The organism is Nonomuraea sp. JJY05, from assembly GCF_043496855.1.
Taxonomy (GTDB): Bacteria; Actinomycetota; Actinomycetes; order Streptosporangiales; family Streptosporangiaceae; genus Nonomuraea.
Window position 1 is genome coordinate 251,581 of sequence record NZ_JBIEIS010000012.1, and the last position, 25,186, is coordinate 276,766.

24 protein-coding genes and 1 pseudogene are annotated in these 25,186 nt (G+C 69.0%); 14 read left to right on the plus strand and 11 right to left on the minus strand.

Annotated elements, in window-relative coordinates:
• Positions 1 to 135: 135 nt before the first annotated feature.
• From ACFKCF_RS21305 to ACFKCF_RS21340, 8 genes are all read left to right on the plus strand, one after another.
• Positions 136 to 1,566 carry a gamma-aminobutyraldehyde dehydrogenase gene (locus ACFKCF_RS21305; RefSeq protein WP_394495965.1) on the plus strand — a complete coding sequence of 477 codons (1,431 nt, stop codon included), beginning with the start codon at positions 136 to 138 and terminating at the stop codon, positions 1,564 to 1,566.
• Between the two features lie 13 nt (positions 1,567 to 1,579).
• Positions 1,580 to 2,650, plus strand: a complete 1,071-nt coding sequence (locus tag ACFKCF_RS21310; RefSeq protein WP_394495967.1) for an ABC transporter ATP-binding protein — start codon at positions 1,580 to 1,582, stop codon at positions 2,648 to 2,650.
• 18 nt (positions 2,651 to 2,668) lie between these two features.
• Entirely contained in the window at positions 2,669 to 3,856 is a 1,188-nt protein-coding gene (locus ACFKCF_RS21315) for a PotD/PotF family extracellular solute-binding protein (protein ID WP_394495969.1), read from the plus strand.
• 3 nt (positions 3,857 to 3,859) lie between these two features.
• Positions 3,860 to 4,711, plus strand: coding sequence for an ABC transporter permease (locus tag ACFKCF_RS21320; protein WP_394495971.1), 852 nt, complete (start codon positions 3,860 to 3,862; stop codon positions 4,709 to 4,711).
• Positions 4,708 to 5,493, plus strand: a complete 786-nt coding sequence (locus ACFKCF_RS21325; protein ID WP_394495973.1) for an ABC transporter permease — start codon at positions 4,708 to 4,710, stop codon at positions 5,491 to 5,493. The genes ACFKCF_RS21320 and ACFKCF_RS21325 overlap by 4 nt, the downstream gene beginning before the upstream one ends.
• Before the next feature lie 35 nt (positions 5,494 to 5,528).
• Positions 5,529 to 6,923, plus strand: a complete 1,395-nt coding sequence (locus ACFKCF_RS21330; protein ID WP_394495974.1) for an NAD(P)/FAD-dependent oxidoreductase — start codon at positions 5,529 to 5,531, stop codon at positions 6,921 to 6,923.
• Complete coding sequence (locus ACFKCF_RS21335; RefSeq protein WP_394495976.1) at positions 6,920 to 7,816, plus strand: alpha/beta hydrolase; 897 nt, start codon at positions 6,920 to 6,922, stop codon at positions 7,814 to 7,816. The genes ACFKCF_RS21330 and ACFKCF_RS21335 overlap by 4 nt, the downstream gene beginning before the upstream one ends.
• A gap of 125 nt (positions 7,817 to 7,941) precedes the next feature.
• A complete protein-coding gene (locus tag ACFKCF_RS21340; protein WP_394495978.1) occupies positions 7,942 to 8,865 on the plus strand; it encodes a serine hydrolase in 924 nt (307 codons plus the stop codon).
• A gap of 460 nt (positions 8,866 to 9,325) precedes the next feature.
• Here the strand turns inward: ACFKCF_RS21340 and ACFKCF_RS21345 are convergent, their stop codons facing one another.
• Positions 9,326 to 9,478, minus strand: a complete 153-nt coding sequence (locus ACFKCF_RS21345; protein WP_394495980.1) for a hypothetical protein — start codon at positions 9,476 to 9,478, stop codon at positions 9,326 to 9,328.
• A gap of 131 nt (positions 9,479 to 9,609) precedes the next feature.
• Entirely contained in the window at positions 9,610 to 10,347 is a 738-nt protein-coding gene (locus ACFKCF_RS21350; protein WP_394495981.1) for an ATP-binding protein, read from the minus strand.
• Positions 10,348 to 10,671: 324 nt separating this feature from the next.
• Here ACFKCF_RS21350 and ACFKCF_RS21355 point away from each other — a divergent pair, with 324 nt between their 5' ends.
• The 6 genes from ACFKCF_RS21355 to ACFKCF_RS21380 all read left to right on the plus strand — a co-directional run bounded on the left by ACFKCF_RS21355 (position 10,672) and on the right by ACFKCF_RS21380 (position 15,016).
• Positions 10,672 to 11,502, plus strand: coding sequence for a Scr1 family TA system antitoxin-like transcriptional regulator (locus ACFKCF_RS21355; RefSeq protein ID WP_394495983.1), 831 nt, complete (start codon positions 10,672 to 10,674; stop codon positions 11,500 to 11,502).
• Complete coding sequence (locus ACFKCF_RS21360) at positions 11,487 to 11,702, plus strand: DUF397 domain-containing protein (protein ID WP_394495985.1); 216 nt, start codon at positions 11,487 to 11,489, stop codon at positions 11,700 to 11,702. The genes ACFKCF_RS21355 and ACFKCF_RS21360 overlap by 16 nt, the downstream gene beginning before the upstream one ends.
• A gap of 154 nt (positions 11,703 to 11,856) precedes the next feature.
• A complete protein-coding gene (tgmA, locus tag ACFKCF_RS21365) occupies positions 11,857 to 12,090 on the plus strand; it encodes a putative ATP-grasp-modified RiPP (RefSeq protein WP_394495986.1) in 234 nt (77 codons plus the stop codon).
• 1 nt (position 12,091) lies between these two features.
• Positions 12,092 to 13,066, plus strand: a complete 975-nt coding sequence (tgmB, locus tag ACFKCF_RS21370; RefSeq protein WP_394495988.1) for an ATP-grasp ribosomal peptide maturase — start codon at positions 12,092 to 12,094, stop codon at positions 13,064 to 13,066.
• Entirely contained in the window at positions 13,063 to 14,193 is a 1,131-nt protein-coding gene (tgmC, locus tag ACFKCF_RS21375; RefSeq protein ID WP_394495989.1) for an ATP-grasp peptide maturase system methyltransferase, read from the plus strand. The genes tgmB and tgmC overlap by 4 nt, the downstream gene beginning before the upstream one ends.
• Positions 14,194 to 14,605: 412 nt before the next feature.
• Entirely contained in the window at positions 14,606 to 15,016 is a 411-nt protein-coding gene (locus ACFKCF_RS21380; protein WP_394495991.1) for a bleomycin resistance protein, read from the plus strand.
• A 31-nt stretch (positions 15,017 to 15,047) separates the two neighbouring features.
• Here the strand turns inward: ACFKCF_RS21380 and ACFKCF_RS21385 are convergent.
• The 9 genes and pseudogenes from ACFKCF_RS21385 to ACFKCF_RS21425 all read right to left on the minus strand — a co-directional run.
• Positions 15,048 to 15,128, minus strand: a pseudogene (locus ACFKCF_RS21385) (IS630 family transposase); the annotation flags it as partial.
• Between the two features lie 274 nt (positions 15,129 to 15,402).
• The gene (locus tag ACFKCF_RS21390; protein ID WP_394495993.1) at positions 15,403 to 16,911 is read right to left on the minus strand and encodes a DHA2 family efflux MFS transporter permease subunit; all 1,509 of its coding nucleotides are present in this window, start codon (positions 16,909 to 16,911) and stop codon (positions 15,403 to 15,405) included.
• A 35-nt stretch (positions 16,912 to 16,946) separates the two neighbouring features.
• A complete protein-coding gene (locus ACFKCF_RS21395; protein WP_394495995.1) occupies positions 16,947 to 19,976 on the minus strand; it encodes a BTAD domain-containing putative transcriptional regulator in 3,030 nt (1,009 codons plus the stop codon).
• A gap of 7 nt (positions 19,977 to 19,983) precedes the next feature.
• Positions 19,984 to 20,730, minus strand: a complete 747-nt coding sequence (locus ACFKCF_RS21400; protein ID WP_394495997.1) for an isocitrate lyase/phosphoenolpyruvate mutase family protein — start codon at positions 20,728 to 20,730, stop codon at positions 19,984 to 19,986.
• The gene (locus ACFKCF_RS21405; protein ID WP_394495999.1) at positions 20,727 to 21,482 is read right to left on the minus strand and encodes a cytochrome P450; all 756 of its coding nucleotides are present in this window, start codon (positions 21,480 to 21,482) and stop codon (positions 20,727 to 20,729) included. The genes ACFKCF_RS21400 and ACFKCF_RS21405 overlap by 4 nt, the downstream gene beginning before the upstream one ends.
• A 51-nt stretch (positions 21,483 to 21,533) precedes the next feature.
• Positions 21,534 to 22,205: a DUF998 domain-containing protein gene (locus ACFKCF_RS21410; RefSeq protein WP_394496001.1), complete on the minus strand. Its 672-nt coding sequence runs from the start codon at positions 22,203 to 22,205 to the stop codon at positions 21,534 to 21,536.
• On the minus strand, positions 22,202 to 23,419 hold the full coding sequence (locus ACFKCF_RS21415; RefSeq protein ID WP_394496003.1) for a glycosyltransferase: 1,218 nt from the start codon (positions 23,417 to 23,419) through the stop codon (positions 22,202 to 22,204). Before ACFKCF_RS21415 ends, ACFKCF_RS21410 begins: the two co-directional genes overlap by 4 nt.
• Before the next feature lie 16 nt (positions 23,420 to 23,435).
• Positions 23,436 to 24,269, minus strand: coding sequence for a DMT family transporter (locus ACFKCF_RS21420; RefSeq protein WP_394496005.1), 834 nt, complete (start codon positions 24,267 to 24,269; stop codon positions 23,436 to 23,438).
• Between the two features lie 36 nt (positions 24,270 to 24,305).
• Entirely contained in the window at positions 24,306 to 24,923 is a 618-nt protein-coding gene (locus ACFKCF_RS21425) for a DedA family protein (RefSeq protein ID WP_394496007.1), read from the minus strand.
• Positions 24,924 to 25,186: the final 263 nt, after the last annotated feature.

Here is a 25,186-nt window from a genome sequence, read left to right on the forward strand (position 1 = left end):
TGCGACATGTTGTCAGTTCCTGGCGGCCTGTCAAGCGAATTCGTAGCAATTTGGTATCTTCACCACGAAATCCCTTGTCGAGATGCATCTGCTCTGTAAGAGTCGCGGCATCTCAGCCACCCACTTGGAGGGCGCATGATCCGTCTGCAGAACTTCATCAATGGTGAGTTCGTGGACGCCAAGAGCGGCAAGTTCTCCGACATCATCGACCCGTGCACAGGCGAGGCCTACCTGCAGGCCCCTGTCTCCGGCCCGGAGGACGTCGATGCCGCCTTCGCCGCCGCTGCCGCCGCGTTCGAGTCGTGGGGCAGGACCACGCCGGGTGAGCGGGCCAACCTCCTGCTCAAGGTCGCCGACGCGATCGACGCGCGGGCTGACGAGATCAACGAGGCGGAGTGCCTCAACACCGGCAAGCCGCGGGCCCGGATGTCCGAGGACGAGACCCCGGTGGCCGCCGACCACTTCCGCTTCTTCGCGGGCGCGGCGCGCACCCTGGAGGGCCCCACGGCCGGTGAGTTCCTCGCCGAGCACACCAGCGTCATCCGGCACGAGCCGATCGGCGTAATCGGCCAGGTCACGCCGTGGAACTACCCGATGATGATGGCGGTCTGGAAGATCGCCCCGGCCCTGGCGGCCGGCAACACGGTCGTGCTCAAGCCGTCCGACACCACCCCGGCCTCCACGCTCAAGCTGGCCGAGATCCTCGGCGAGGTGCTGCCCGCGGGCGTCTTCAACGTCGTCACCGGCGACCGCGAGACCGGCGCCCTCGTGGTGGGCCACCCCACCGCCTCCATGGTCGCCATCACCGGCTCGGTCGGCGCGGGCATGTCGGTCGCCAAGAGCGCCGCCGACGACCTCAAGCGCGTGCACCTGGAGCTCGGCGGCAAGGCCCCGGTCGTGGTGTTCGAGGACGTCAAGGACCTGCGCAAGGCCGCCTCCGACATCGCCACCGCCGGCCTCTACAACGCCGGCCAGGACTGCACCGCCGCCTGCCGGGTGCTGGTGCACGAGAGCGTGCACGACGAGTTCGTGGCCGCGCTCGCCGAGGCCGCCGCCGGCACCGTGACCGGCGACCTGGGCAACGAGGACGCGCTCTATGGGCCGCTCAACAACGAGAACCAGCTCGCCAGGGTCCAGGGCTTCATCGACCGGGTCCCGGCGCACGCCAAGGTCCTCACCGGCGGCCACCGGGTCGGCGAGAAGGGCTACTTCTTCGCGCCGACGATCGTCGACGGCCTCAAGCAGGACGACGAGATGGTGCAGAACGAGGTCTTCGGCCCCGTGATCACCGTCCAGACGTTCAGCGACGAGGCCGACGCGCTGGCCAAGGCCAACGACGTGAAGTACGGCCTGAGCGGCTCGGTCTGGACCTCCGACCACGGCCGGGCCATGCGGATGTCCAACCGGCTCGACTTCGGCGTGGTCTGGGTCAACACGCACATCCCGTTCGTCTCGGAGATGCCGCACGGCGGCTTCAAGCACTCCGGGTACGGCAAGGACCTGTCGGTGTTCGGCCTGCACGACTACACCCGGGTCAAGCACGTCATGCACTACATCGGCGAATAGGACAACGGCTGGGATGACTGAGCTGAATGCGATAGAGCTTGAGGACGTCGTCAAGGAGTACCTCTCGCATGGCGAGGTCGTCCAGGCGGTCAAAGGTGTCACTCTGGGCATCGCCGAGGGGGAGTTCTTCTCCCTCCTCGGCCCGTCCGGGTGCGGCAAGACCACGACCATGAGGATGATCGCGGGGTTCGAACCGCCCTCGAAGGGGCTGGTGCGGCTGCACGGCAAGGATGTCACGGACGTCCCGCCCAACAAACGCGACGTCAACATGGTCTTCCAGTCCTACGCCCTCTTCCCGCACATGAGCGTCTGGGACAACGTGGCCTTCGGGCTGAAGCAGCGCAAGACGCCGCAGGAGGAGATCAAGCGGCGGGTCGGCGAGATGTTGGAGATCGTCGACCTCACCGGCAGGGAGAAGCGCCGCCCGCGCGAGATGTCCGGCGGCCAGCAGCAGCGCGTGGCGCTGGCCCGCGCGCTGGTCAACCGGCCGCGGGCGCTCCTGCTCGACGAGCCGCTCGGCGCGCTCGACCTCAAGCTGCGCCAGGCCATGCAGATCGAGCTCAAGCGCATCCAGCGCGAGGTCGGCATCACGTTCGTGTACGTGACCCACGACCAGAACGAGGCGCTGACCATGAGCGACCGGATCGCCGTCATGAACGACGGCCTGGTCGAGCAACTCGCCGGGCCGCGGGAGATCTACGAGCGACCCGCGACCGCGTTCGTGGCCGGCTTCATCGGCACCTCCAACCTGCTCACGGGCGCCGCGAGCGGCGGCGAGCTGAAGATCGGCGGCGGCCGGGTGCTCGTGCCCGGGCACGACGGCGACGTGACCGTGACCGTGCGGCCCGAGAAGATCACCATCGACACGGTGGAGCCCGGTCAGGGCCTGAGCGCCGTGCGCGGCACCGTCTCCGAGGTGGTCTACCTGGGGACCTACAACAGCTACGCGGTGAGTCTCGCTGACGGGGCCGAGATCACCGTGTTCCAGCAGAACGCTCTTGATGCGACGGCCACTGCGGAGCGTGGGGACTCCGTGTGGCTGTCGTGGCAGGCGCAGCACTCATATGTGATTGGAAGTCGATAGCACGTCATGAACCACCCCATGCTCCGTTCCCGTCGCGATTTCTTCCGGGTCGCCGGGTTCTCCGCCACGGGCCTCGCGCTGGCCGCGTGCGGCGTTCAAGGACAGAAGGCCGCGCCTCCGAAGGCTGACGCGGTCAAGGATTTCTGGGCCAAGCAGACCAAGCACGGCAAGGTCGTCTTCGCCAACTGGCCCGAGTACATGCCCGAGGACAAGGCCCCGCTGGAGAAGTTCAAGCAGGCCACCGGCATCTCGTACGAGTACAAAGAGGTCATCCAGGAGAACGCCGAGTTCTTCGGCAAGGCCGACCCCGTCCTGCGGGCGGGGCAGTCGCTGGGCTACGACATCGTCGTCATGACCAACGGCGTCCAGCTCCAGCACATGATCGAGCTGGGCTACGTGACGCCGCTCGACCACTCCCAGCTGCCGAACTTCGAGGCCAACGCCGGCCAGAAGTACAAGGAGCGGGCCTATGACCCCGGCAACAAGTACACGGTGCCGTACACGTCCGGTGTGACCGGGATCGCGTACAACACCAAGTACGTCAACGAGGACATCACCAGCATCGAGTCGCTGTTCGACCCCAAGTACAAGGGCCGGGTCGGCATGATGGCCGACGCACAGGAGATCGCGAACTTCGGCATGTTCGCGCTGGGCATCGCGCCCGAGAAGTCGACCGAGGCGGACTGGAAGAAGGCCGGGGAGAAGCTCAAGGCCCAGCGCGACGCCGGAATTGTCCGGAAATATTACGATCAAAGCTACATCGACGCTGTGTCCAAGGGTGACGTCTGGCTCACCATGGCCTGGTCGGGCGACGTCTTCCAGCGCCAGCTCGCCGGCGAGCCGGTCAAGTTCGTGGTGCCCCAGGAGGGCGGCACGATCTGGACCGACAACATGCTCATCCCCAAGAACGCGGCCAACCCGGTGGACGCGCTCATGCTCATGGACTACCTCTACCAGCCGGCCGTGGCCGCCGAGCTGGACGAGTTCATCCAGTACGTCACGCCCGTCCCGGCCGTGCAGGACCTGCTGCGGGAGAAGGCCAAGACGGCCAAGGGCAAGGACAAGAAGTCCCTCGAGGACATGGTCGACAGCCCGCTCATGTTCCCCACCGAGGCCGACTACGCCAAGCTGCACAACTACACCCAGCTGACCACCCAGCAGGAGCAGGTCTTCAACCCGATCTTCCAGTCCATCACGCAGGCGTAGCGCATGAGGCGGCTCACCCCCTACCTGCTGGCGCTGCCGAGCTGGATGTGGCTGGCGATCTTCCTGGTCGTGCCCATGGCCGCGATGGCCTCGGTCTCCCTGCAGACCGGCAACGCCATCGACGGCTTCGCCATGACGTTCAGCTTCTCCAACTACAGCGACGCGCTCGGCCGGTACAGCACCCAGCTGGTGCGCTCGCTGCTCTACGGCGGCCTGGCCACCCTGGCCATGCTGGTGATCGGGTACCCGGTGGCGTACTGGATCGCGTTCAAGGGCGGCGCGCGCAAGTCCGTGTACCTGTTCCTGCTGTTGCTGCCGTTCTTCGTGTCGTTCGTGCTACGTACGATCTCGTGGAACTTCCTGCTGTCGGACAACGGCATCCTGTTCGGCACGCTGAAGGGCTGGGGGCTGCTGCCCGAGGACTTCCACGTGCTGGCCACGACGGTCGCCGTGGTGGGCGGGCTGACGTACAACTTCCTGCCGTTCATGATCCTGCCGATCTACGTGTCGCTGGAGCGGGTGGACCCGCGGGTGATAGAGGCGGCCCAGGATCTGTACGCCACGCGGACGTCGGCCTTCCGGCGGGTGGTGCTGCCGCTGTCGCTGCCGGGGGTGTTCGCGGGGGTGCTGATGACGTTCGTGCCCGCCACGGCCGACCCGATCAACGCGCAGATCCTCGGCGGCACGGCCAACACGATGATCGGCAACATCATCCAGACCGAGTATCTGACGAACCTCAACTACCCGACCGCCTCGGCCCTGTCGTTCACGCTGATGGCGGTGCTGCTGGTGGGCATCTTCGTCTACGCCAGGGCGCTCGGGACGGAGAACGTGCTCGAGGCGGCGGCCCGATGAGGGGCACGCGGCTGGGGGACCGGCTCCTCCACATCTACACCTGGATTGTCATCCTCTGGCTGTCCTCGCCGATCGCCGTGATGATCCTCTTCGGCTTCAACGACAAGAAGAGCAAGTCGAACACCTCCTGGCAGGGCTTCACGCTTCGCTGGTACGCCGAGCTGTTCGACATCTCCGACCTGACCGTGGCGCTGCGCAACTCGCTGGTGATCGCCGCGGTCAGCACGATCATCACGGTCGTGATCGGCACCATGCTGGGGCTGGCGCTCGGCCGGCACCGCTTCCGCGGCAAGGGCGTCACGAACTTCCTGGTCTTCGCCGCCATCTCCACCCCCGAGCTGGTCATGGGCGCGTCGCTGCTGTCGCTGTTCGTCTCGGGGAACGTGCCGCGCGACGCGAACACGATCATCATCTCCCACGTGCTGTTCTCGCTGTCCTTCGTGGTGGTGACGGTACGCGCGCGGATCGTCACGCTGGACCCGTCGCTGGAGGAGGCGGCCAGGGATCTGGGGGCGACGGCCTGGGGGACGTTCAGGCAGGTCACGCTGCCGTCGATCCTGCCGGGCGTGATGGCGGGCGCGATGTTGTCGTTCGCTCTGTCCATCGACGACTACGTGGTCACCAGCTTCGTCAACGGCTCGACCGTCACCTTCCCCCTGTGGATCGTCGGTGCGGTCAAGACCGGTATCCCACCCCAGGTCAACGTCATGGGTACGCTGATCTTCGGCATCGGGGTGCTGATCGCGATCGGAAACGCGGTGGCGGCACGGCGCCGTACCTAAATAACCTCCACGAACTTCGTAGGGAAGTGGGATTTGTGGATCCGCTGAAGGCGCTTGCTGATGCGGAGCGCAAGCCGTACTGGCTGGACAGCCCGGCCAGACCCGAGCCGCGACCGCGGCTCGACCAGACAACGAGCGCCGACCTGGTCGTCGTCGGCGGAGGCTTCTCAGGGCTGTGGACGGCCCTGATGGCCAAGGAACGCGACCCGTCCCTGGACGTGGTCCTGCTCGAAGGACGCAGGATCGGCTGGGCCGCCACCGGCCGCAACGGCGGGTTCTGCATGGCGACCCTCACCCACGGCCTGGCCAACGGCCTGGAAAGGTGGCCGGACGAGATCGGCCGCCTGGAGCGCATGGGTGTGGCCAACCTCGACGAGATAGAGCAGACCCTGGAGCGCTACGGCGTCGACTGCTCCTTCGAACGCACCGGCGAGCTGCACGTGGCCACCGAGCCGTGGCAGCTCGACGGGCTGCGCGAGCACCTGGAGCTGATCTCCGAGCTGGGGCTCGACTACGTGCCGCTCGACCAGGAGCAGGTGCGGGCCGAAGTGAACTCGCCGACCTACCTGGGCGGGCTCTGGGAGCGCAGCGGATGCGCCATGCTCGACCCGGCGCGGCTGGCATGGGGGCTGCGGGAGGCGTGCCTGCGGCTGGGGGTGCGCGTCCACGAGCGCACCCCGGTCCGCTCGCTGCGCGACGACGGCACGACGATCACGCTGCGCACGCCGTACGGCGCGGTCGCGGCCCGCCAGGTGGCGCTGGGGACCGGCGTGTTCCCGCCGCTGCTGCGGCGGCTCAAGCACTTCGTGGTCCCCGTGTACGACTACGCGCTGATGACCGAGCCCCTGACCGACGTCCAGCTCGCCGAGGTCGGCTGGCGCAACCGGCAGGGCGTGGGCGACTCGGGCAACCAGTTCCACTACTACCGGCTGACCGACGACAACCGGATCCTGTGGGGCGGCTACGACGCCGTCTACTACAACGGGGGTCTGGTCAAACCCGAGTACGAGCAGCGCGACGAGACGTTCGTCAAGCTCGCCGAGCACTTCTACGACACCTTCCCCCAGCTCGACGGGGTGCGGTTCACGCACCGCTGGGGCGGGGTGATCGACACCTGCAGCCGGTTCAGCGCCTTCTACGGGCAGGCGCACGGCGGGCGGCTGGCCTACGCCACCGGCTACACCGGGATGGGCGTGGGCGCCACCCGCTTCGGCGCGAACGTCATGCTCGACCTGCTGTCGGGCGAGTCCACCGAGCGGACCGAGCTGCGGATGGTCAAGGAGAAGCCGATGCCGTTCCCGCCGGAGCCGGTGCGGTCCGGGGTCATCCAGTTCACCCGGTGGTCGATCGCGCAGGCCGACCAGCACGAGGGCAAGCGCAACCTGTGGCTGCGCGTGCTCGACCGGATGGGACTGGGGTTCGACTCGTGATCCTGACCACGCGAGTCGAGTTCGTGGTCGACGGCCTCACGCTCGTCGGGGATCTGCGGGTCCCTGACGGCGGGGGGCCGCGGCCCGCTCTGGTGTTCACGGGCCCGTTCACCGGGGTGCGCTCCCAGGTCCCGGGCCTGTACGCGGACCGGCTGGCCGAGCGGGGCTACGTGACGCTGGCCTTCGACCACCGGAACTGGGGGGAGTCCGAAGGGCTTCCGCGCCGGGAGGAGGATCCGCAGGGCAAGCTGCGCGACCTGCGGGCGGCCGTGTCCTTCCTGCGGTCGCGGGCCGAGGTGGACCGGGATCGGATCGGGGCGGTGGGGGTGTGTCTGGGCGGCGGCTACGCGCTCAAGTTCGCCGCCTTCGATCCCCGAGTCCGGACATTTGTCGGTATCGCGGGCGCGTACAACAACCCGTACACCATGCGCTCCGGCATGGACTACCAGGCGGCGCTGGCGGGCTTCACGGACGTCCTCGAACGCCAGGACCAGGGCGGCGACGTGGAGTACATCCCGGCCGTCTCCTCCTCGCCCTCGGGGGAGGGGGAGGCCGCCATGCCGGGCGACGAGCCGTACGCGTACTACGGCACCTCGCGTGGCGCCTCGCCGCACTGGTCCAACTCGGTGACCAGGGCGAGCGTGCGGGAGTTGGTCACGATGGACAACATGATGGGAGCGGACTTCCTGTCACCCAAGCCGGCGCTGATCGTGCACGGGGTCGTCGACCGGTTCTGCTCGCCGGAGGGGGCCGAGGAGGCGTTCCGCCGGCTCGACGAGCCGAAGCAGCTCGTCTGGGTGGACGCCAAGCAGCACATCGACCTCTATGACCGCGAGCCGTACGTCACGCAGGCAGTGGACGCCACCGCCGCCTTCCTCGCCGACCACCTTTGAGAGCCCGTGCGGATCGGCAAGATCGTGTGAAGACTTGACCAGAAAGGCACCAGAGCACGATGGCCTGATCCGCACGGCATGGCATCCTCGCTTGCGACCCCCGACGATCTCTCGGAGGTGGGCGCGTGCGTACGAGGTGGATGCTTGCCTGGCCGATGCTGCTGCTGACGGCGGGTTGCGGCGCCGACCAGGCGGCCGTCATCCCCGCGGCGGCGAAGCCCCCGCCCAAGGTGGCCCGCTGCATGCTGAAGATCGCGGCCCCGCGCGCCGGGGCCGCGGCCCGCATCCAGCTCGTACGCGACATCTCCGCCTACATCGCCACGCGCCCGGGCCGCATCGTCTACGGCGCCCTGGACCTGGTCACCGGCCTGCATCTCGGGCAGGGAGAGCACGAGCACGACCTCATCACCGCCAGCGGCTCCAAGGTGGACATCCTGACCGCACTCCTGCACCAGCGCACCGGCGACCTGAACGAGGACGAACGCGACCTCGCCACCCTCATGATCACGGAGAGCGACAACCACGCGGCGGACGCCCTGTGGTCCCGAGTCGGCGCCTCCTCCGCGATGAGCGCCTTCTACCAGAGCGTGGGCCTGACGGAGACCACGCCGGGACCCTCCATCTACTGGGGCGGCACCCTCACCAGCCCCACCGACCGCATCCGCCTCCTCAAACTCCTGGTCAAGGGCACCAAGAGCCGAAAGGGCGACCTGACGGCGGACGACCGCAGGCTGGTGCTCGGCCTGATGTCCCGCGTCCAGAAGGACCAGTCGTGGGGTGTCAGCGCCGCCGCCCGCCCGGGAGACCGGGTGGCCCTGAAGAACGGCTGGACGCCCCGCCCGTTCATCTCCGGCACGTGGGCCATGACGAGCTACGGCCGCATCGCGGGCCCGGGCCGCGACCTGCTGCTGTCGGTCCAGACGGATCACCAGCCGGGGCCGGACGCGGGCATCGAGACCATCGAGGGCGTGGCCCGCTTCATCGGCGCCCGCCTCGACTCCCTCTCCCCGATCACCGCCCGCCCCTGCCCCGCCAACCCCACCGCCTGATCATCCGAGCCTTACCGCCGTCACCCTCCCCGAGCAAAAGGTCTTCTCGGGGAGGCGCTTCGCGCCGAAGGGCTCAGGCGCTTCTTATTCGGGCGCCTGACGGCGCAACCCCCGCTCGCTCCGCTCGCCAGATGCCCCACCCGTTGACCGGCGAAGCGGTGGGCCGACTGAGGCCCACCCCGGACCGGCGTGCCGCAGGGCTGTCGTTGACCGATGAGGCACACGCGAACTCGCGCCCGATCACCGGGTTGGCCTGCTGGATCGGGCCCCATCGGACCCGCTTCGCGGCACCGCGGTCCGTACTCCCGCCCCGATACCGCGTTGTTCGTGGCCTTCGGCCGGCGTCAACTTGGGCTGTGCGGCATGGGATGTGGGCCGCGTGGAACGCCGACGGGCACGGCATCCGAAGACGGAGTTGACACCTCGGTCGGGACGGAGCGGCCCGAGCCGTCGTGCCCGTCTATCGGGCTTGGCCTGACAGCAGTGCCGTCCAGACCGCGCGAGCTTCAATGATGGAGAACTGGTGGGTCTCGTGCACCACGTCCCCGGCTTCGGTCTGCAGGGTCCGGCGGATAAGAGTCTGACCGCCGCCCTCGCGCAGTTCGTAGAACATGGCCCTGCATGTGCAGGTCCACGCCACGGTACGGACGCGATGCAAGGCACCGCATGGTTCCAGCCACGTGAGCCGGACGTGGTCACGTTGGGCCATGGGTACGTGCGGACTCAGGCAGCCTTCGCCGGGCGTCACGACACACCTGCGGCCACGATGTTCGACGCTTCGCGGAGTTCGGCATACCGAGCAGCGATCCTGCGTGCGGCGCGCTCTGGCTCGAACGCGGAATGATGTGCATACAGCCAGCGGTCCGTCTGGGAGCGGCGTCCTGTCCACCATCGGTACCAGAAGCCGTCCGTCCACACCACGAGCCCGGTCCACACCGACACCAGCGCGAGGCCGCGCCCTTCGTGGACGTCGCCGGGGATCCCCATGCGCGCCAAGGCGGCACGGAGTTCGTCAGCGGCTTCTGGCGCCGACAGGGGCCGTACGACGGGGGGTGGGGCCGACCGGTTGATGCGGCTCGGGGCAGCAAGCGCACCGATTGCACATGCCGGAGGCGAGTCCGCAGGATCAGGTGACGTATCGTCGATGGAGTGCTCGTCCGGCACCTTGAGGTCGCACCAAACAACGCGATGCCCGTGCTCGATCACATGCATGCCCCAGCGCTCCGAGCGTTCGGATGCGATCTGTAGTCCCCGGCCGGATTCCTCGCCACCGCATGGCTCACTTGGGATGAAGCGTTCCGCTGGCACATCGGTGCCGGGGTCGATCACATCCAGGCGAATGAAGTCATCCCCGAAGCCCAGATGAACTCTCACCCAGTCGCGTGTGCCGCTGATCGGCACATGCAACACGCTGTTGTTCACCAGTTCGGCAACGACCTGCTCCGCGTCGAAGCACAGCGGATGCGCCTCTCCGAGCCACATCCTGACGGCTTGTCTCGCTCTCCGGGGAGCTTTGCCGTTGCGACGCAGGACCGTGCTCTGCCACACGCCAACGATTGGTCTTTTGGCGGACAGGGCTCCCGTTGGCACGAAATCCACCGCTTCACCCACCTGTCGTCGTGATCACACGTGATCTTGATCTATTTGTGGTATCCAAGCCCTGCGTAGCCGCGAGCTTTTGGCCAGCGTGACAGGACAGGCTCGCTTGTAGGACATCTCTCAAGTACTTGTGTCACACGGAATCAAGGGCCAATCTGTGTGATGAATGTGTGTGATGCCTGTGGCACCAAACTGGAAAGGGCGTCAATGCCGGGTCCCAAACAGCTGAATCCGGACGAGAGTGCGGCAGCACGGTTCGGCTACGAGTTGCGCAAGGCACGGGATGCCGCGGGCTTCACGCAGGGGCAACTTGGCCAGCGAATGGGCTACCATGCCAACGCCATCGGCATGGTCGAGCGCGGAGAACGCGCACCCAAGGCCGAGTTCGCGCGTCTGGCGGAGGAACACCTTGGCCTGGAACCCGAAAAGTTGACCCAGTTCCTGCCTGTTGGCTCACGAGAGACGATCTTCAAAACTCTCGGTCCGTGGCTTGAGATCGAGGCCGGTGCACGGGAGTTGTGGACATGGGAGCCAACCATGGTCCCTGGGTTGCTTCAGACCCCTGAGTACACGAGGGCCATTGTCGCAGGAAAACCTGGCATCACCAGCGAGAAGATAGAGGCGGCTGTCAGGGATCGGATGGCGCGGAAGGAGATCTTCCGCAAGGCCAACCCTCCTCTGCTCTACGCGGTGCTAGACGAGTCAATCCTGTATCGTCCGATTGGGAGCGAAAGTGTCATTCGCTCCCAGTTGGCCTATCTGATCGAGGTGGCTCGCAGTCCAATCACGATTCAGATCCTCCCCTTCAACGCCCGCGTGACGGCTGGGCTTCTCGGCGGGTGTCTGATCGCACATACGACTGGTGGGCCGACCGCTGCCTTCGTGGATAGCCCAGTGAGCGGGAAGGTATGGGACGGAGAGTCTGAGGTCGAGATTCTTATCCGTCGCTATCAGACATGCCGCTCCGAAGCCCTTCCCCAGAGTCTTTCTCTTCGGAAGATCAAAGAAAGGTTGGATCAAGAATGGAACTGGAGCTGAACGAGGAACTTGCCGCCGCTATGTGGCGCAAGTCCTCGTTTTCGGGCGATAATGGCAATTGTCTTGAAGTGGCACCACTGTCCGGTGGTCGTGTCGGCATCCGAGACACCGAGCGCTCGGATCTGCAGCCCTTCGTGGTGAGTGAAGCCGTGTGGCTCGCATTTACCTGTGGGGCCAAAGCGGGAGAATTCGACTTCTAACTTCGGCGTCAAGGGAGCCCTGCGCGTTGCTGGGCTCCCTTTCTGGTGTTGCTGGACAGTATTCCGTTTGTGGTACCACACACAGGTCATACACGGTGACTATCCGCTGGGGCTCGGGTAGACCTGGGAGCAGGTCCCCGAGAGGAGTATTCACATGGCTGTTGGTCAACAAACGCGTCCGTGGGGTTTGGGGCGAATGACCCCGCTTTCGCCGGTCGTGCCGGAATACCACAAGGTTGAATTCGACCCGGCGTCGCAGCTCACGACCTTCTTTGATGCGGCCGGCGCCCCCGTAGACATGCAGCGGGGCACGATAACCCAGTCGCCGAAGAATAGCGGCAACGACGGACAGGGCGGCCCGAAGGTCAACGACGATTCCAACGACTGAGATGCCGCAGGCACCGCATACCGTGTTGGTCGTCACGTCGTTGATCGACGAGACGGCCAACATGGTCATTCGCGCTTTGGGCGAGCACCAGGTACAAGTGGCTCGAATCGATCCCGCCGACATCGGCGCAGGACTCACGTTCGGTGCCCGCATCGGCGACGGCCGCAACTCCTGGAGTGGCCGGGTCGTGACGCCAAGCCGCAGTGTTTCCCTGGAGGAGATCGGCTCGGTTTACTATCGCCGGCCGAGCCCCTTCCGCAGCTTCGCCGCCACGGAGCAGGCACGGCAGTTCGTGATCACTGAGGCCCGCCATGGGCTCAGCGGGTTGCTGGGGAGCCTGCCAAACTGCCGCTACGTCAATCATCCCGCGGCAACCGCAAGAGCGGATTTCAAGGTGGCGCAGTTGGAGGCGGCGGCGAGAGTAGGGATGAAGATTCCGCAAACGCTCGTAACGAATGATCTGGACGCTGCCAGGGCATTCGCTCGCAAGCATGACCGGATAGTCTACAAGTCGTTCCGGGCGGTCCCGGCCACTCCGGACGGCCACGTTGGTGCGATATGGACGCGGCGCGTAGATCCGGATGATTTGGATGAATCGGTGTGCATGACCGCGCACCTGTTCCAGGAGGAAATACCGAAGTCCGCTGACGCGCGAGTGACTGTGGTCGGTGACCGTGTGTTCGCGAGCAGAATTACGCACCCTGAAGGCGTGATCGACTGGAGAGACGGCGATTGGAGCAAGCTGACCTATAACCATATTGAGGTGCCAGACGCGATCAGGCAGCCGCTGTTCGCCTATCTCAACCACTTCAGTCTGGTGTTCGGCTGTTTCGACTTCGCGCTCGAAGACCGCGGCTCCGGCGAGGTCTGGACATTCGTGGAGTGCAACCCCAATGGGCAATGGGGCTGGCTGCCCGATTACGACGCGATAGCGCGAGCCTTCGCTGACGTGCTGCTGGAGGGATGGTGGCGATGACCGACATGGCCGCGATGCTCCGCCTTGAACTGGCGGGCAAGATAGGGTCCGGCGGCTGGCGCGAGGCGCTCGATATGGTGCCTCGCGAGCGATTTCTAGGGGATGCGATATTCCAGCTCGATGAGGCGCGAGGCGGCCTGTGGGCGCTTGCGCGGCGTGCCGACTTGCCCCAGCACGAATGGCTCGCACTGGTCTACGCTGACGTGACATTGGTGACCCAGGTCGATGGCGTCATGGCCGGCGATGCAACCGGAGCCGTAGCTGGTTCGCCTACGTCCTCGTCTACGCGGCCGAGTCTCGTCGTGCGGATGCTGGAAGCCGCCGAGATCCAAGAAGGTGACAAGGTCCTGGAAATCGGTACGGGCACCGGCTATTCGACGGCGCTGATGTGTCAGCGGTTCGGGAACAAGGCGGTCTGCTCCATCGAGTACGACCCTGTGGTCGCCAACCGCGCCCGCGACGCGATCACTTCTGCGGGATACAGTCCCACCCTGGTGGAGGGAGATGGCCTGCTGGGGTACGCGGGGAAGGCGCCGTACGATCGCCTCATCTCGACCTGCGCCGTGCGCACCATCCCCCAGGCATGGCAGGAACAGATCCGCGTCGGTGGGACCATCACCACTCCTATGAGCGGCTGGATGTGCGAGACCGCGTTCGCCCACCTCACAGTGACGGAGGACGGCAGCGCGACCGGTCGCCTTCTGGCAGATGATCTCTACTTCATGACCGCTCGGGCTCACCTGCCCCCTCCGCGGCCTTCGTTGGTGAAGGGCATCGGAGACGCGCGCAACGCTGAAGTCGATCCGGCGATACTTGAGCACGGGACGGCTCTGTGGGTTGCCCAGCTCGCCGCTCCACACGCGCAGATCGCCTGGGGCGAGAACGTCACGTTTCTGGTCGACACCAGCACGGGCTCGCGGGCCGAGATTCGGCCGGATACCGCAGGCGGATGGACGGTTCTCCAGCACGGGCCGGCTCGCCTGTGGGATGCGGTGGAGGAAGCCATCGAGACGTGGCAGGGCGCGGGGAGCCCGCACCAATCGGGGTTCGGCCTCACGGTGACTCGGGAGAGCCAGCGGGTATGGCTCGGCGATCCCGATGGGCCAAGCTGGTACCTACCGGTCTGACCCAGAATGCCGCCCGGCGTCGGCCAGGGGCTTTGAGGGCTCGGGGGCGGGGTGGGTGCGGCAGCGCGGGTGACCGTGCGGGGTCGGGAGGTGATGATCGCCTGGGGTTGGGCGGGTCAGACTAGGTGTGCGGTGGCGGGCCGGGGTGGCGGTGAAGGCGTTCATCCAGGCCAGGCTCCAGTGCCAGTGGGCGGGCAGGTGCAGGGTGAACGCCGTGCAGGAACAGGTCAACGACGCCTTCGCTGCTCCGCACTAGTCTGCGCCGGGTCGGCGAGAAGCGGGACAGTGGAGTGCGGCGCCACGTGAACGGCGCTCAGCACGGCGTCTCGGCCCTCGGCTGGCGACCGATACGCCTCTCCTCGCGGGCCGGCCGCCGTTTGCTGGGGTGTTCGGGAACTGCCAGAGTGACCAGATGTCACGACTTGTTCCTGAATTGATCTGCTCCGACATCCAAGCCAGCTTGGCCTTCTATCGCTTGCTGGGCTTCAAGATTCGCTACGAGCGCCCCCAGGAGCGATTCGCCTACCTGGAGCGTGACGGGGCGGACCTGATGTTGGAGCAGCCGCTGAGCCGGGACCGTCTCTACCCGCGCGCGGAGCTGGACCACCCCTACGGGCGCGGGATCAACCTCACTGTTGAAGTGGACGACGTAGATCGGATTCACGACACGCTGCTCGCTGCCGGCTATGAGATGTGGCTGCCGTTGGAAGAGCGCTGGTACGAGCGCGGCGTCGACGCCATGGGCGTGCGCCAGTTCGCGGTGCAGGACCCGGACGGCTACCTGCTGCGGATCTCTCAGCGAGTGGGAACCCGCCCTCGATAGCCGCTCACTTCGGCACGGGCGCGCCCTCGCCTTGGTAGGTGGCCGGCAGTCGGCTCTGCGGCGCCCAAACGGATTCGGCGGTGGGGCGGATATCGAGCGGGCCGAATTCGTCCGTGATCGTTTCTGTCGGAGGATCAGCAGGTCAACGACGAGGGAGTGGTAACCGGGATCGCGTCCGAGGGGTGCGGGGACCGGCAGGGCCCCGCCTGGGGGTGTGGGGGCTTGCCCCCACAGGGCGCTGCCCGAGCGCTCCATCGCGCGTAGCGCGACTCACTGCGAGGACCGAGCGGTTGGGGGTCGAAGGGGGCCTGCCCCCTGGGAGGCGCTGCCCGAGCCCGCGTCGCGCGTAGCGCCCTCCATTGTGAGGACCATGCTGGTTGCCGGGGTCAGGCGTGGGTCAGGACTTCTTCTGGGATGACCTTGGGTACGCCGCGTAGTCCGATCAGGGCCAGCAAAGCCACTATGGCCAGGAGGGCCGCGGTGACCAGGGCGGTCAGGTGCAGGCCCTCTATGAAGGCCGTCTGGGCTGCTCGCATGAGTTGGCTCGCCTGGTCCGGAGGCAAGGTTGCGGCTGTGCTCACCGCGCCGGCGATCGACTCTCTTGCGGAGTCGACAGCGGAGAGGCCGGTGGGGAGGTGCAGGTTGGTCTGGTAGGCGGTGTTCAGGACTGTGCCGAGGATGGCGATGCCCAGCGCGCCGCCCAGCTCGAAGGCCGTTTCCGAGACCGCCGCGGCCGCGCCCGCGCGTTCCCTGGGGGCCGTGGCGAGGACGTTGTCGTTGTTGACGGTGAAGGTGAAGCCGATGCCGACCCCGCCGATGATCATGACGGGGAGCAGGACGAGGTAGTTCAGCGAGGGGCCGAGCGTGCTGTAGTAGAGGAACGCGCCGGCGTTCATGGCCAGGCCGAGCGCGACCACGCCGTTCCTGCCGAGGCGGTGGATCAGCTTGGCGGCCAGGATGCCGCCCACCGCGCCGCTCAGGCCGCCCGGCAGCTGTGCGAGGCCCGCCTGGAGCGGCGACCAGCCCAGGACGAGCTGCAGGTACCAGCCGAACATCAGCATCATGGCCGACATGGTGAAGATCGCCAGCAGGTTCGTGACGATGGACGCGCTGAACGCCCGCCGCCTGAAGAGCCGGACGTCGATCAGCGGCTCGGGCAGCCGCATCTGGCGCCACACGAACAGGCCCAGCAGCAGGACCCCGGCCACGCCCGCCACCAGCACGTCTGCGTGCTCCAGACCCTTGTGCGCCGCCTCCTTGATCGCGTAGACGGCTGTCACCACGCCGGCGAACGAGAGGACGACGCTGGCCAGGTCGATCCGGCCCGCGTGTGGATTGCGCGACTCGGGCAGCACCAGGATCCCGCCGGCCAGCACCAGCAGCATGATGGGTACGTTGATCAGGAAGACCGAGCCCCACCAGAAGTGGTCGAGCAGGAGCCCGCCCACGACCGGGCCGATGGCGAATCCGGCGGCGCTCATCCCGCTCCAGATGCCGATGGCCGCGGTGCGCTCGGCCGGGTCGGTGAACACGTTCCGGACGATCGACAGGGTGGACGGCATGATCGTCGCGCCGGCCACGCCGAGCAGGGCCCTGGCCGCGATCAGCAGCTCGGCGTTGGGCGCGTACGCCGTAACCACCGAGGCGGCGCCGAACGCGGCCGCGCCGATCAGCAGCAGGCGCTTGCGGCCGATGCGGTCGCCGAGGTTGCCCATGGTGACGAGGAGGCCGGCCAGGGCGAAGCCGTACATGTCGCCGATCCAGAGCAACTGGGTGGAGTTCGCGCCGAGGTCGGTCACCAGCTTGGGCAGGGCCAGGTGCAGGACCGTGAGGTCGAGCGAGAGCAGCAGGGTGGCCAGGCAGGCGATGGCCAGGCAGGACCATTTGTTCTTCATGCCGCCCACTGTCGGGAATGCGACTGACGGCCTGCCTACCGCTCGCTGACCGCCCCGCTGGCAGGCCCGCCGACAGACCCGGGTAACGGCTCGTCGGCCGCCCTGCTGGTGGGCTCGGGTAACGGCTCGTCGGCCGTCTCGCTGGTGGGTCCGGGTGGCGGTTCGTCGGCCGCCTCGCCGGCGGTCCCGGGTGACGGCTCGCTGACCACCTCATCGGTGGGCTCGTGTGGCGGTATGTCGGCGGGGCCGGCTGTGCGGGTGTTGACCTCGTCGAGGGCGGCGGCGATGCGGGTGCGGGTGTCCTCCGTGGAGTACCAGTCGGCCGGGACCTCGTCGCGCGCCTGGACGAGCAGCGCGCGGGCCTCGTCCAGGTCGCCCCGGAACAGCGCGACCTGGCCCAGCCCGAGATGCGCCCACGCCATCGTCTCCGTCGAGCCGTTCCTGCGCGACATCTCGGCGGCCCGCAGGTAGTCGGCCCGCGCGCCCGTCGCGTCGGCCAGGTTGAGCCGGGCGTCGCCCCGCCGGCACAGGGTCTCGGCGATCTCCGTCTCGGCGCCCAGCTCGGTGGCCACCGCCAGCGCCTCGTCGGCCAGCGCGGCCGCGGTCGTGAAGTCACCCTCCGCCTGATGGAGAGCGCCGAGGCCGGACAGCGTCATCACCATGCCCCACCGCTCCCCGATGGCCCTGAACGCGGCCAGGCTCCGCTCGAAGTTGTCCGCCGCCTCGGCGACCCGGCCGACCGACTGGAGCAGGAACCCGACACCGCCGTAGGACAGCGCCTCCTGCCAGGGCTGGAGCTCGTCGGCGCGGTGGGTGAGCACGGTGTGGACCTCGTCGTACTCGCCGGGCGGCCCCGTGAAGGCCGAGAGCAGCATCATCAGGAACTCCAGCCGCATCGACAGGTTGTACGGCGGAAGCAGCTGCCGCGCCTCCGCGAGCCGCCCGCGCAGCTCCTCGTCGATGCCGCCCGTCCACGCCCTGATGAGCACGCACATGACGTACTCCTCCTCCATGCCCGGCGGATGCCGGAAGCCGAGCGCGGCCAGGAGGTCGCCGGCCAGGTGGGCGCTGGTGATGCGGTTGCCGCGCATCCACCAGTAGCAGGCGCAGTGGGCCAGCAGCCGCAGCCCCAGCTCCGGCCGCCGGGACGCGGCCGCCCAGCGGATCGCGGCGTCGAGCTCGTCGCTCTCCTCGTCGAGCCGGACCAGCCACTCCAGCTGCTCGCCGGTGCGCAGCCTCGGATCGGCCGTCATGACCAGGCCGAGGCAGTGGCGGGCGTGCGCCTCGAAGATCGACTCGGCCTCGCCCGACTCCGCCAGCCGCTCCGCGCAGAACGCCCTGATCGTCTCCAGCATCCGGAAACGGCCGCCCGTGAACTCCACCAGCGACTTCTCCGCCAGCGAGAAGAGCACGTCCTCGGGCAGCCCGCACACCTGCTCGGCCGCCTCCGGCCGGGCGCCGCCGACGAACACGCTCAGCCGCCTGGCCAGCCGCTGCTCGCTCTCGTCCAGCAGGTCCCAGCTCCACGCGACGACCGCGTGCAGCGTCTGGTGCCTGGGCAGCGCCGTACGGCTGCCCCTGGTCAGCAGCCCGAACCGGTCGTCGAGCCGGGCCGCCACGTCGGACACCGGCAGGGTGCGCAGCCGCGCCGCGGCCAGCTCGATGGCCAGCGGCAGCCCGTCGAGCGCCCGGCAGATGCGGACGACCGCCGCGGCGTTGCCCGCGTCGACGGCGAAGCCCGGCCGTACGGCGGCGGCGCGGTCGGCGAACAGCCGGACCGCCGGATAGTCCAGCGGGTTGCCGGCCTCGGGCGGCGGCAGCCGCAGCGGCGCCACGGGCAGGATCGACTCGCCGGTGATGCCGAGCGCCTCGCGCCCGGTCACCAGCACGCGCAGCTCGGGGCAGGAGGCCAGCAGCAGGTCGGCCAGCTCGGCGGTGGCCGCGACGACGTGTTCGCAGTTGTCCAGGACCAGGAGCAGCCTGCGGCCGGCCAGCGCGGTGACGAGCCTGGTGGCCGGGTCCACGGTGAGCCGTTCGGGGCTGGGCGGGGCGTCGCGGATGTCCAGGGCGGACAGGACGGCGCCCGGCACGCCGGCGTCCTCGGAGACCGGCGCGAGCCCCACGAAGCACACGTCGCCAGGCTCCTGCTCGGCCGCCTCGGTCGCCAGCCGCGTCTTGCCCGCGCCGCCGGGGCCGATCAGCGTGACGAGCCGGTTGGTCCGCAGCCTGGCGGCCACCTCCTCGATCTCCTCGGCCCTGCCGACGAAGCTGGTGAGCTGGGCCCGCAGGCCCTGCCGCCGCCGGGCAGACGGGGCGGAGCCGGGGGCGGAGACGCCGAGCGCCGGGTCGGCCCTGAGCACGGCCAGGTGGGCGGCGGCGAGCTCGGCTCCCGGCTCGACGCCCAGCTCCTCGTCCAGGATCTTCCTGGCCTCGTCGTAGACGGTCAGCGCCTCGGCCTGGCGGCCGCTGCCGTAGAGGGCGCGCATGAGCTGGGCGCGCAGCCGCTCGCGCAGCGGGTGGGCGGCGGTGAGCTGGCTCAGCTCGGCGACCAGCTCGCGGTGCCGGCCCAGGTCGAGCTCGGCCTGCACGCGGTCCTCGGTGGCGGCCAGCCGCAGCTCGGCCAGCGCCGCCGCGGCGGCCTCGGCGTGCGGGGCGTCGGCGAGCGGCGCGCCCCGCCACAGCTCGAGCGCCCCGCGCAGGAGCGTGGCCGCCCGGCCGGGGTCGCCGCCGGCGAGGGCCTGCCTGCCCTGCTGCGTCAGCAGCTCGAACCTGCGCGCGTCCACGTCCTGAGGGTCGGCCACCAGCCGGTATCCCGCCGGATGGAACTCCACCAGGTCCCTGCCCAGCGCCCGGCGCAGCCTGGAGACCTGCGACTGCAGCGCGTTGGCCACGCCCTCGGGCGGCCTCGGGCCGTACATGCCGGCCACGAGCTGCTCGCCGCCGACGATGCGGCCGGCGTGCAGGGCGAGCAGCGTCAGCAGCGCGCGCACCCGCGGGCCGCCGAGCGCCACCGGCTCGCCGTCCTCGCCCAGCACGCTGGTGGGCCCGAGGATCTGGAAGCGCATGCGTCGATTATCGCGGCTGCGGCAGCAGCGCGCTGATCTCCGCGTAGGTCGGCAGCGGTGGGGCCTGCCCGCCCCGGGCGGCGGACACCGCCGCGAGCGCCCCGTGGAGCGCGGCCCGGTACAGCAGCGACCCGGTGCTCACCCTGGCCACGCCGGCCTCGGCGAGCTGGGCGAGCGTGGGGCCGTCCGGCTGGTAGAGGACGTTGAGGGGGAGCGGCGTGCTCGCGGCCACCTCGGCGATCTCGCGCAGATCGCTCATGCCGGGCACGAAGATCCCGTCGGCGTGGCCGTAGGCGGCCACCCGTTCGCGGGTGTCGCCGGTCTTCAGCCAGTACGTGTCCGTACGTGCGTTGACGAACACGCCGTGGCCCCTGGCCGCCTCGATGATCCGCTGGTGCAGCTCGATCGGGCGCAGCGTGCCGTCGGGGCGGCCGTCCTCCAGGTTGACCCCCGCCACTCCGAGCGCGGCGAGGCTCGCGACCAGGTCGGACACCTCGGCGGGATCGTCGCTGAAGCCGCCCTCGATGTCGACGGTGACCAGGACGCCCAGGTCCTTGATGGATTCGGCCAGCTCGATGGTCTCCGCCCTGGTGGCGCCGGCCGCGTCCGGTCTGCCGTACGCGGCGGCCACGCCGAGGCTGGTCGTGCCGATCGCCGGGAAGCCCTCCCGGGCCAGGAGGGCGGCCGAGCCGTAGTCCCAGGCGTTCGGCAGCAGCAGGGGGTCGCCGGGGCGGTGCAGGTCGTGGAAGTTCATGAGCGGCTCGCGTCGAGAAGGGCTTCGAGCACGCCCGCGGCCAGCGCGAGCGCGTGGGCGGGTCCGGGGCAGGGGCGTACGCCGTGGCCGAAGGTCAGATGGGGGGTTCGGCCGCGTGAGAGGTCGAACCGGTCGGGATCGGCGAACACCTCAGGGTCGCGGTTGGCCGACGCCAGGTCGATGCTCACCTCGTCGCCGGTCCGCGTGTCGAGCCTGCGGGTCACCTTGAGCGGCGGGTCCTGCCTGAGCGTCTCGTGCAGCAGCGCCTCGGGGTCGGCACCGGGCCCGGCGTGCCCCAGGGCGTTCTCGATGAGCGCCTCCGTGGCGGCGTGCCCCTGCAGCAGCAGGGTGATCTCGGGGATCGTGGCCTGTTCCAGCAGTGCGGCGACGGCGGCGTCGGCCTCCGGGCTCTCCTCGCCGGACAGGTAGCCGGTCGCGGCGGCGGCCACTGCGCTCGTGTCCTTCACGCCCAGCGCGGCGCCGAGCACGGCCGTGGGGACGCCCCGCCAGTCGCCGCCCCGCTCCAGCGTCATGGCCTTGGCAGCCGGTCGCAGCTCGGCGGGGTCGACGGCGGCCAGCCGCTCCTCCAGCAGGCGGCGCCGCCCGGCGTGGGTCTCTCCGGTGCTGAATCTCGACACCTGGGCGCGGAGCCAGGCCAGCGTGCCCTTCTCGGCGTCCTGTCGTACGGGAGGCGGCACATATCTCGGGTCGGCGAGCACCGCCTCAGCGGCCGCGTGGCGTGTGATGAGCATGGTTCCACGCTAGAACGGCGTCATTTCGCCGCTGGTCGAAGGGTGGGGGCATCAGGCTGCTAGGCGGTCGGACCGCTCGGGGCGTTCGGACTCGGCCGGAACGGCGTGGGTGCGCACGGCGGGCCGCTTCGCGACCGACACCAGCGCCATGGCGACGAGCAGCGCCATCTCGGCCAGCACCACACCCCGCTCCAGCGGGCCGTAGTAGCCCGCGCCGCCGATCAGCGACGAGGTGATGGAGGCCGGGTGGGCCGCCAGGTAGAAGGCCAGCATGGCCGCGGAGGTCACGCTCAGGGCCCGGACCGCGTTCCACCGGGGCGCCGCCGCCCGGCCCCTGGCCAAGGACCAGCCGGCGACCGGCAGCGAGGTGAACACGACGGCCGCCGCCCACCGGTGGATCTCGCCGGTCAGCGAGCCGACCTGCGAGTTGCCGGGGTCCGTGGGGAAGATCGCGCTCATCATCAGCCCGGCCGCCCCCGCCAGCAGCAGCACCCTGGTGGCCGCGGTGCGCGCCGGGTCGCTCGCCGCCAGCCCGTACGCGAGACACAGGCACGCCCCCGCCAGTGCCAGCATCCCCACGAGGACGGGCACGAGCCCGCCGGAGACCAGCGCGTAGTCGCTGAGCAGCGGCTGTGTCGGCAGGGCGACCTGCGCGTACGCCAGCGCGCACGCGGACAGCACCGTGCCGGAGACAGCGCCCCAGGCGCTTTGGACTGGGGTCATCGGGCCACCTCATCGTAGATCTGCTCGAACCGGGCCAGCGACGACCGGTCGTCGTGGGTGAGCGCCAGCTCCCTGCTGGCCTTGCCGAGCCGGGCCCGCAGGTCCTCGTCGGTGAGAATGCTCGTCAGGTGCCTGGCCAGGGAGATCACGTCGCCCGGCTGGAACAGGTATCCGTTGTCGTCCACCAGGTGCGGCAGCGCCATCGCGTCGGCGGCCACGACGGGCAGCCCCATGGCCATGGCCTCCAGCGTGGCGATGCTCTGCAGCTCGGCGATGCCCGGCATGGCGAACACGTCGGCGGCGGCGAACGTCTGGGGCATGAGCTCGTCGGGCACGAAGCCGAGGAAGGAGACGCGCTCGCCGACGCCGATGCGGGCGGCCAGCCGCTCCAGCTCCGCCCGCTGGTTGCCGCGGCCGACGAACACCGCCTGGGCGTCGGTCTGGTTCAGCACGAGCGGCAGCGCGCGGACGATCTCGTCCAGGCGCTTCTCCTCGTCCAGGCGGCCGACGAACAGGATGGTGGGCCTGTCGGGCAGGTCGAACAGCCTGCGCGCCCACGCCTTGGGCTCGGCGCGCGGGTGGAACCTGGTCAGGTCGATCCCGCAGGAGACCGCCTCCACCTCGCGGCCGAAGCCCTGGTCGGCCAGCAGCTTGGCGGCCAGCGGGGTCGGGGTGGTGATGCGGTCGGCACGGTTGAAGATCCGGCTGAAGTCGCGCCACGCGATCCGGCCGGCCTTGATCCGGAGCTGCTCGGGGATGTGGCAGAACTGGAAGAGGTTGTCGGGCATGAAGTGGTTGGTGGCCACGATGGGCACGTCCGCGCGCCGGGCGGCCGCGATGGCGGCCCTGCCGACCACGAAGTGGCCCTGGGCGTGCAGCACGTCGGGGCGGATGTCGGCGATCAGGCGGTCGAGCCTGGCCGGCACCGTGACCCGCATCGTGGGGTGGACCAGCAGCGGCGCGGAGCGCAGGCGGTGCACGATCACGTCGTCCACGACGTCGGCGGTGGGCGGGCCCACGTCCGACTGGCAGACCACGTGCACCTCGTTGCCGCGCGCGGCCAGGCCGGTGGCCAGGCGGTGGGTGAAGTAGGCGGCGCCGTTGACGTCCGGCGGGTAGGTGTCGGTCGAGATCAGGATCCGGCGAGGCCGCTCGGGGGCCGGGGTGGGGGCGGTCTCGGCGATCTGGGGGAGAGAACGCAGGGGCATGGCCATGGAAGTGACTCCGGTTTCACAAAGGGGTGGGGGAATGAGTCGGGGGATTGTTGCGGGACTCCAGCGGGCTGGTGCGGGCCAGCGCGACGGTCCCGGCCGCGGTCAGCAGCGCCGCCGCGACCGGCAGGATGCCGGTCGGCACCGGCTCGCCGAGCAGCAGCGCGCCGAACGCCACCGCGGTCAGGGGGTCGGCGATCTGGAGCGAGGCGAACGAGACGCCGAAGTGCCCGACCGCGTAGGCCCGCTGGAGCATCACCAGCGCCAGCAGCAGGGGCACCGGCAGCGCCAGCACATACCACCAGTTCCAGGTGCCGTCCAGCAGCACGCGCATGAGCGTGGCCGTCGCGCCGTAGAGCACGCCCGAGCTGGTGGCGAGCAGGGCGGCCCGGCCCGCCGGCGAGGCCGCCTTCGAGGCGGCCCACAGCAGGACCGCCGCGACTCCGGCCACGCCGAGCAGCATGAGCACCCCGTTCGGGCTGAGGTAGGTGGGACCTGCGGAATCGGGGACCAGCAGCACGAGCCCGACCAGCCCGGCCGCCACCACGCCCGCGGCCGCCAGCTCCTTGGGGGAGGGCTTGCGGCCGTGCAGCGCGGCGGCGAGGGGCAGGGCGAACAGCAGGCTGGCCACGCCCATCGGCTGCACGATGGTCAGCGGCCCGAGCCCGAGGGCGACGATGTGCAGACCACCACCCGTCAGAATGGACGCGCCGCCGAGCAGCCAGCGCGGCTTCCGCAGCAGGGCCAGCAGCCCAGGCGTGGCCGACCCGGCCGCTTCGAACTGCTGCAGAGCGGCTCCGAGCGCGAAGAACAGCGAACCGACCAAGGCGATCGCCGCGGCCAGCACAGTCATGCGCACTCCTTTCAGACGGATGGTTGCCAGGCAGGGTCAAACGGACGTGTCCGCGGGAAGACGTTCTGGGGAAGCCTGGATGGCGCGTCGCTTCCTGAGCCATCTCACGAGCTCGACGAGCCCGGTGATGGACAGCGCGATGCCCAGGCCGAGGAGCAGGCCCTTGATCGGGTCGTTCTCGAAGGCCATGCCGCCGAAGAAGCCGATCAGCCCGGAGTACACCGCCCACGAGCTCGCCGCGATCGCGTCGAAGAACGTGAACGAGCGCAGCGGATGCCGTACGGCGCCCATGGTCAGCGTGGTCGCGGTGCGCCCGCCGGGGATGTACCTGGCCACCACGAGGACGAGGCCACCCCGCTCGGCCAGCGCGTCGCGCGCCCAGACGAACGCCTTCTTCTCCCGCAGCCTGCCTGCCGACTTGTTGCCGATCAGGTAGGAGATGTGGTCACCGGCGAACGCGCCCAGGGCCGCCACCACGATGACCAGGGCCAGGTTCGTCTCGCCGGAGGCGGCGAACACCGCGGCGGTGATCACTGAGGTCTCGGCCGGCACGATCGGGAAGAACCCGTCGAGCAGCGCGAGCCCGAACAGCGCCGCGTATAACCAAGGTGATGACATCACCTGCTGAACCAGGTCGAGAACGGCATGCGACATGAGGTTTACTCCGATCGTCAGGGCACCCACACAGCGTGTCTGTGCGGCACGGCCGGGGACATCGGGGATGCCCCGGGTCGAACGCGGACCCATCCCTTACGTGGATCAGGGCCGGTACCCCATGAAGGTAGAAACTCCGCAGGTCACGGCACATCGGACGATCGGCACGCACGACCCCCTACTTTCGTCGGGGGCCCGGTTCCGACCTCCGGGTGACACCATCGATCAAACCGGTTTCCGCAGGCGGAAACAGGAGTGGAGGT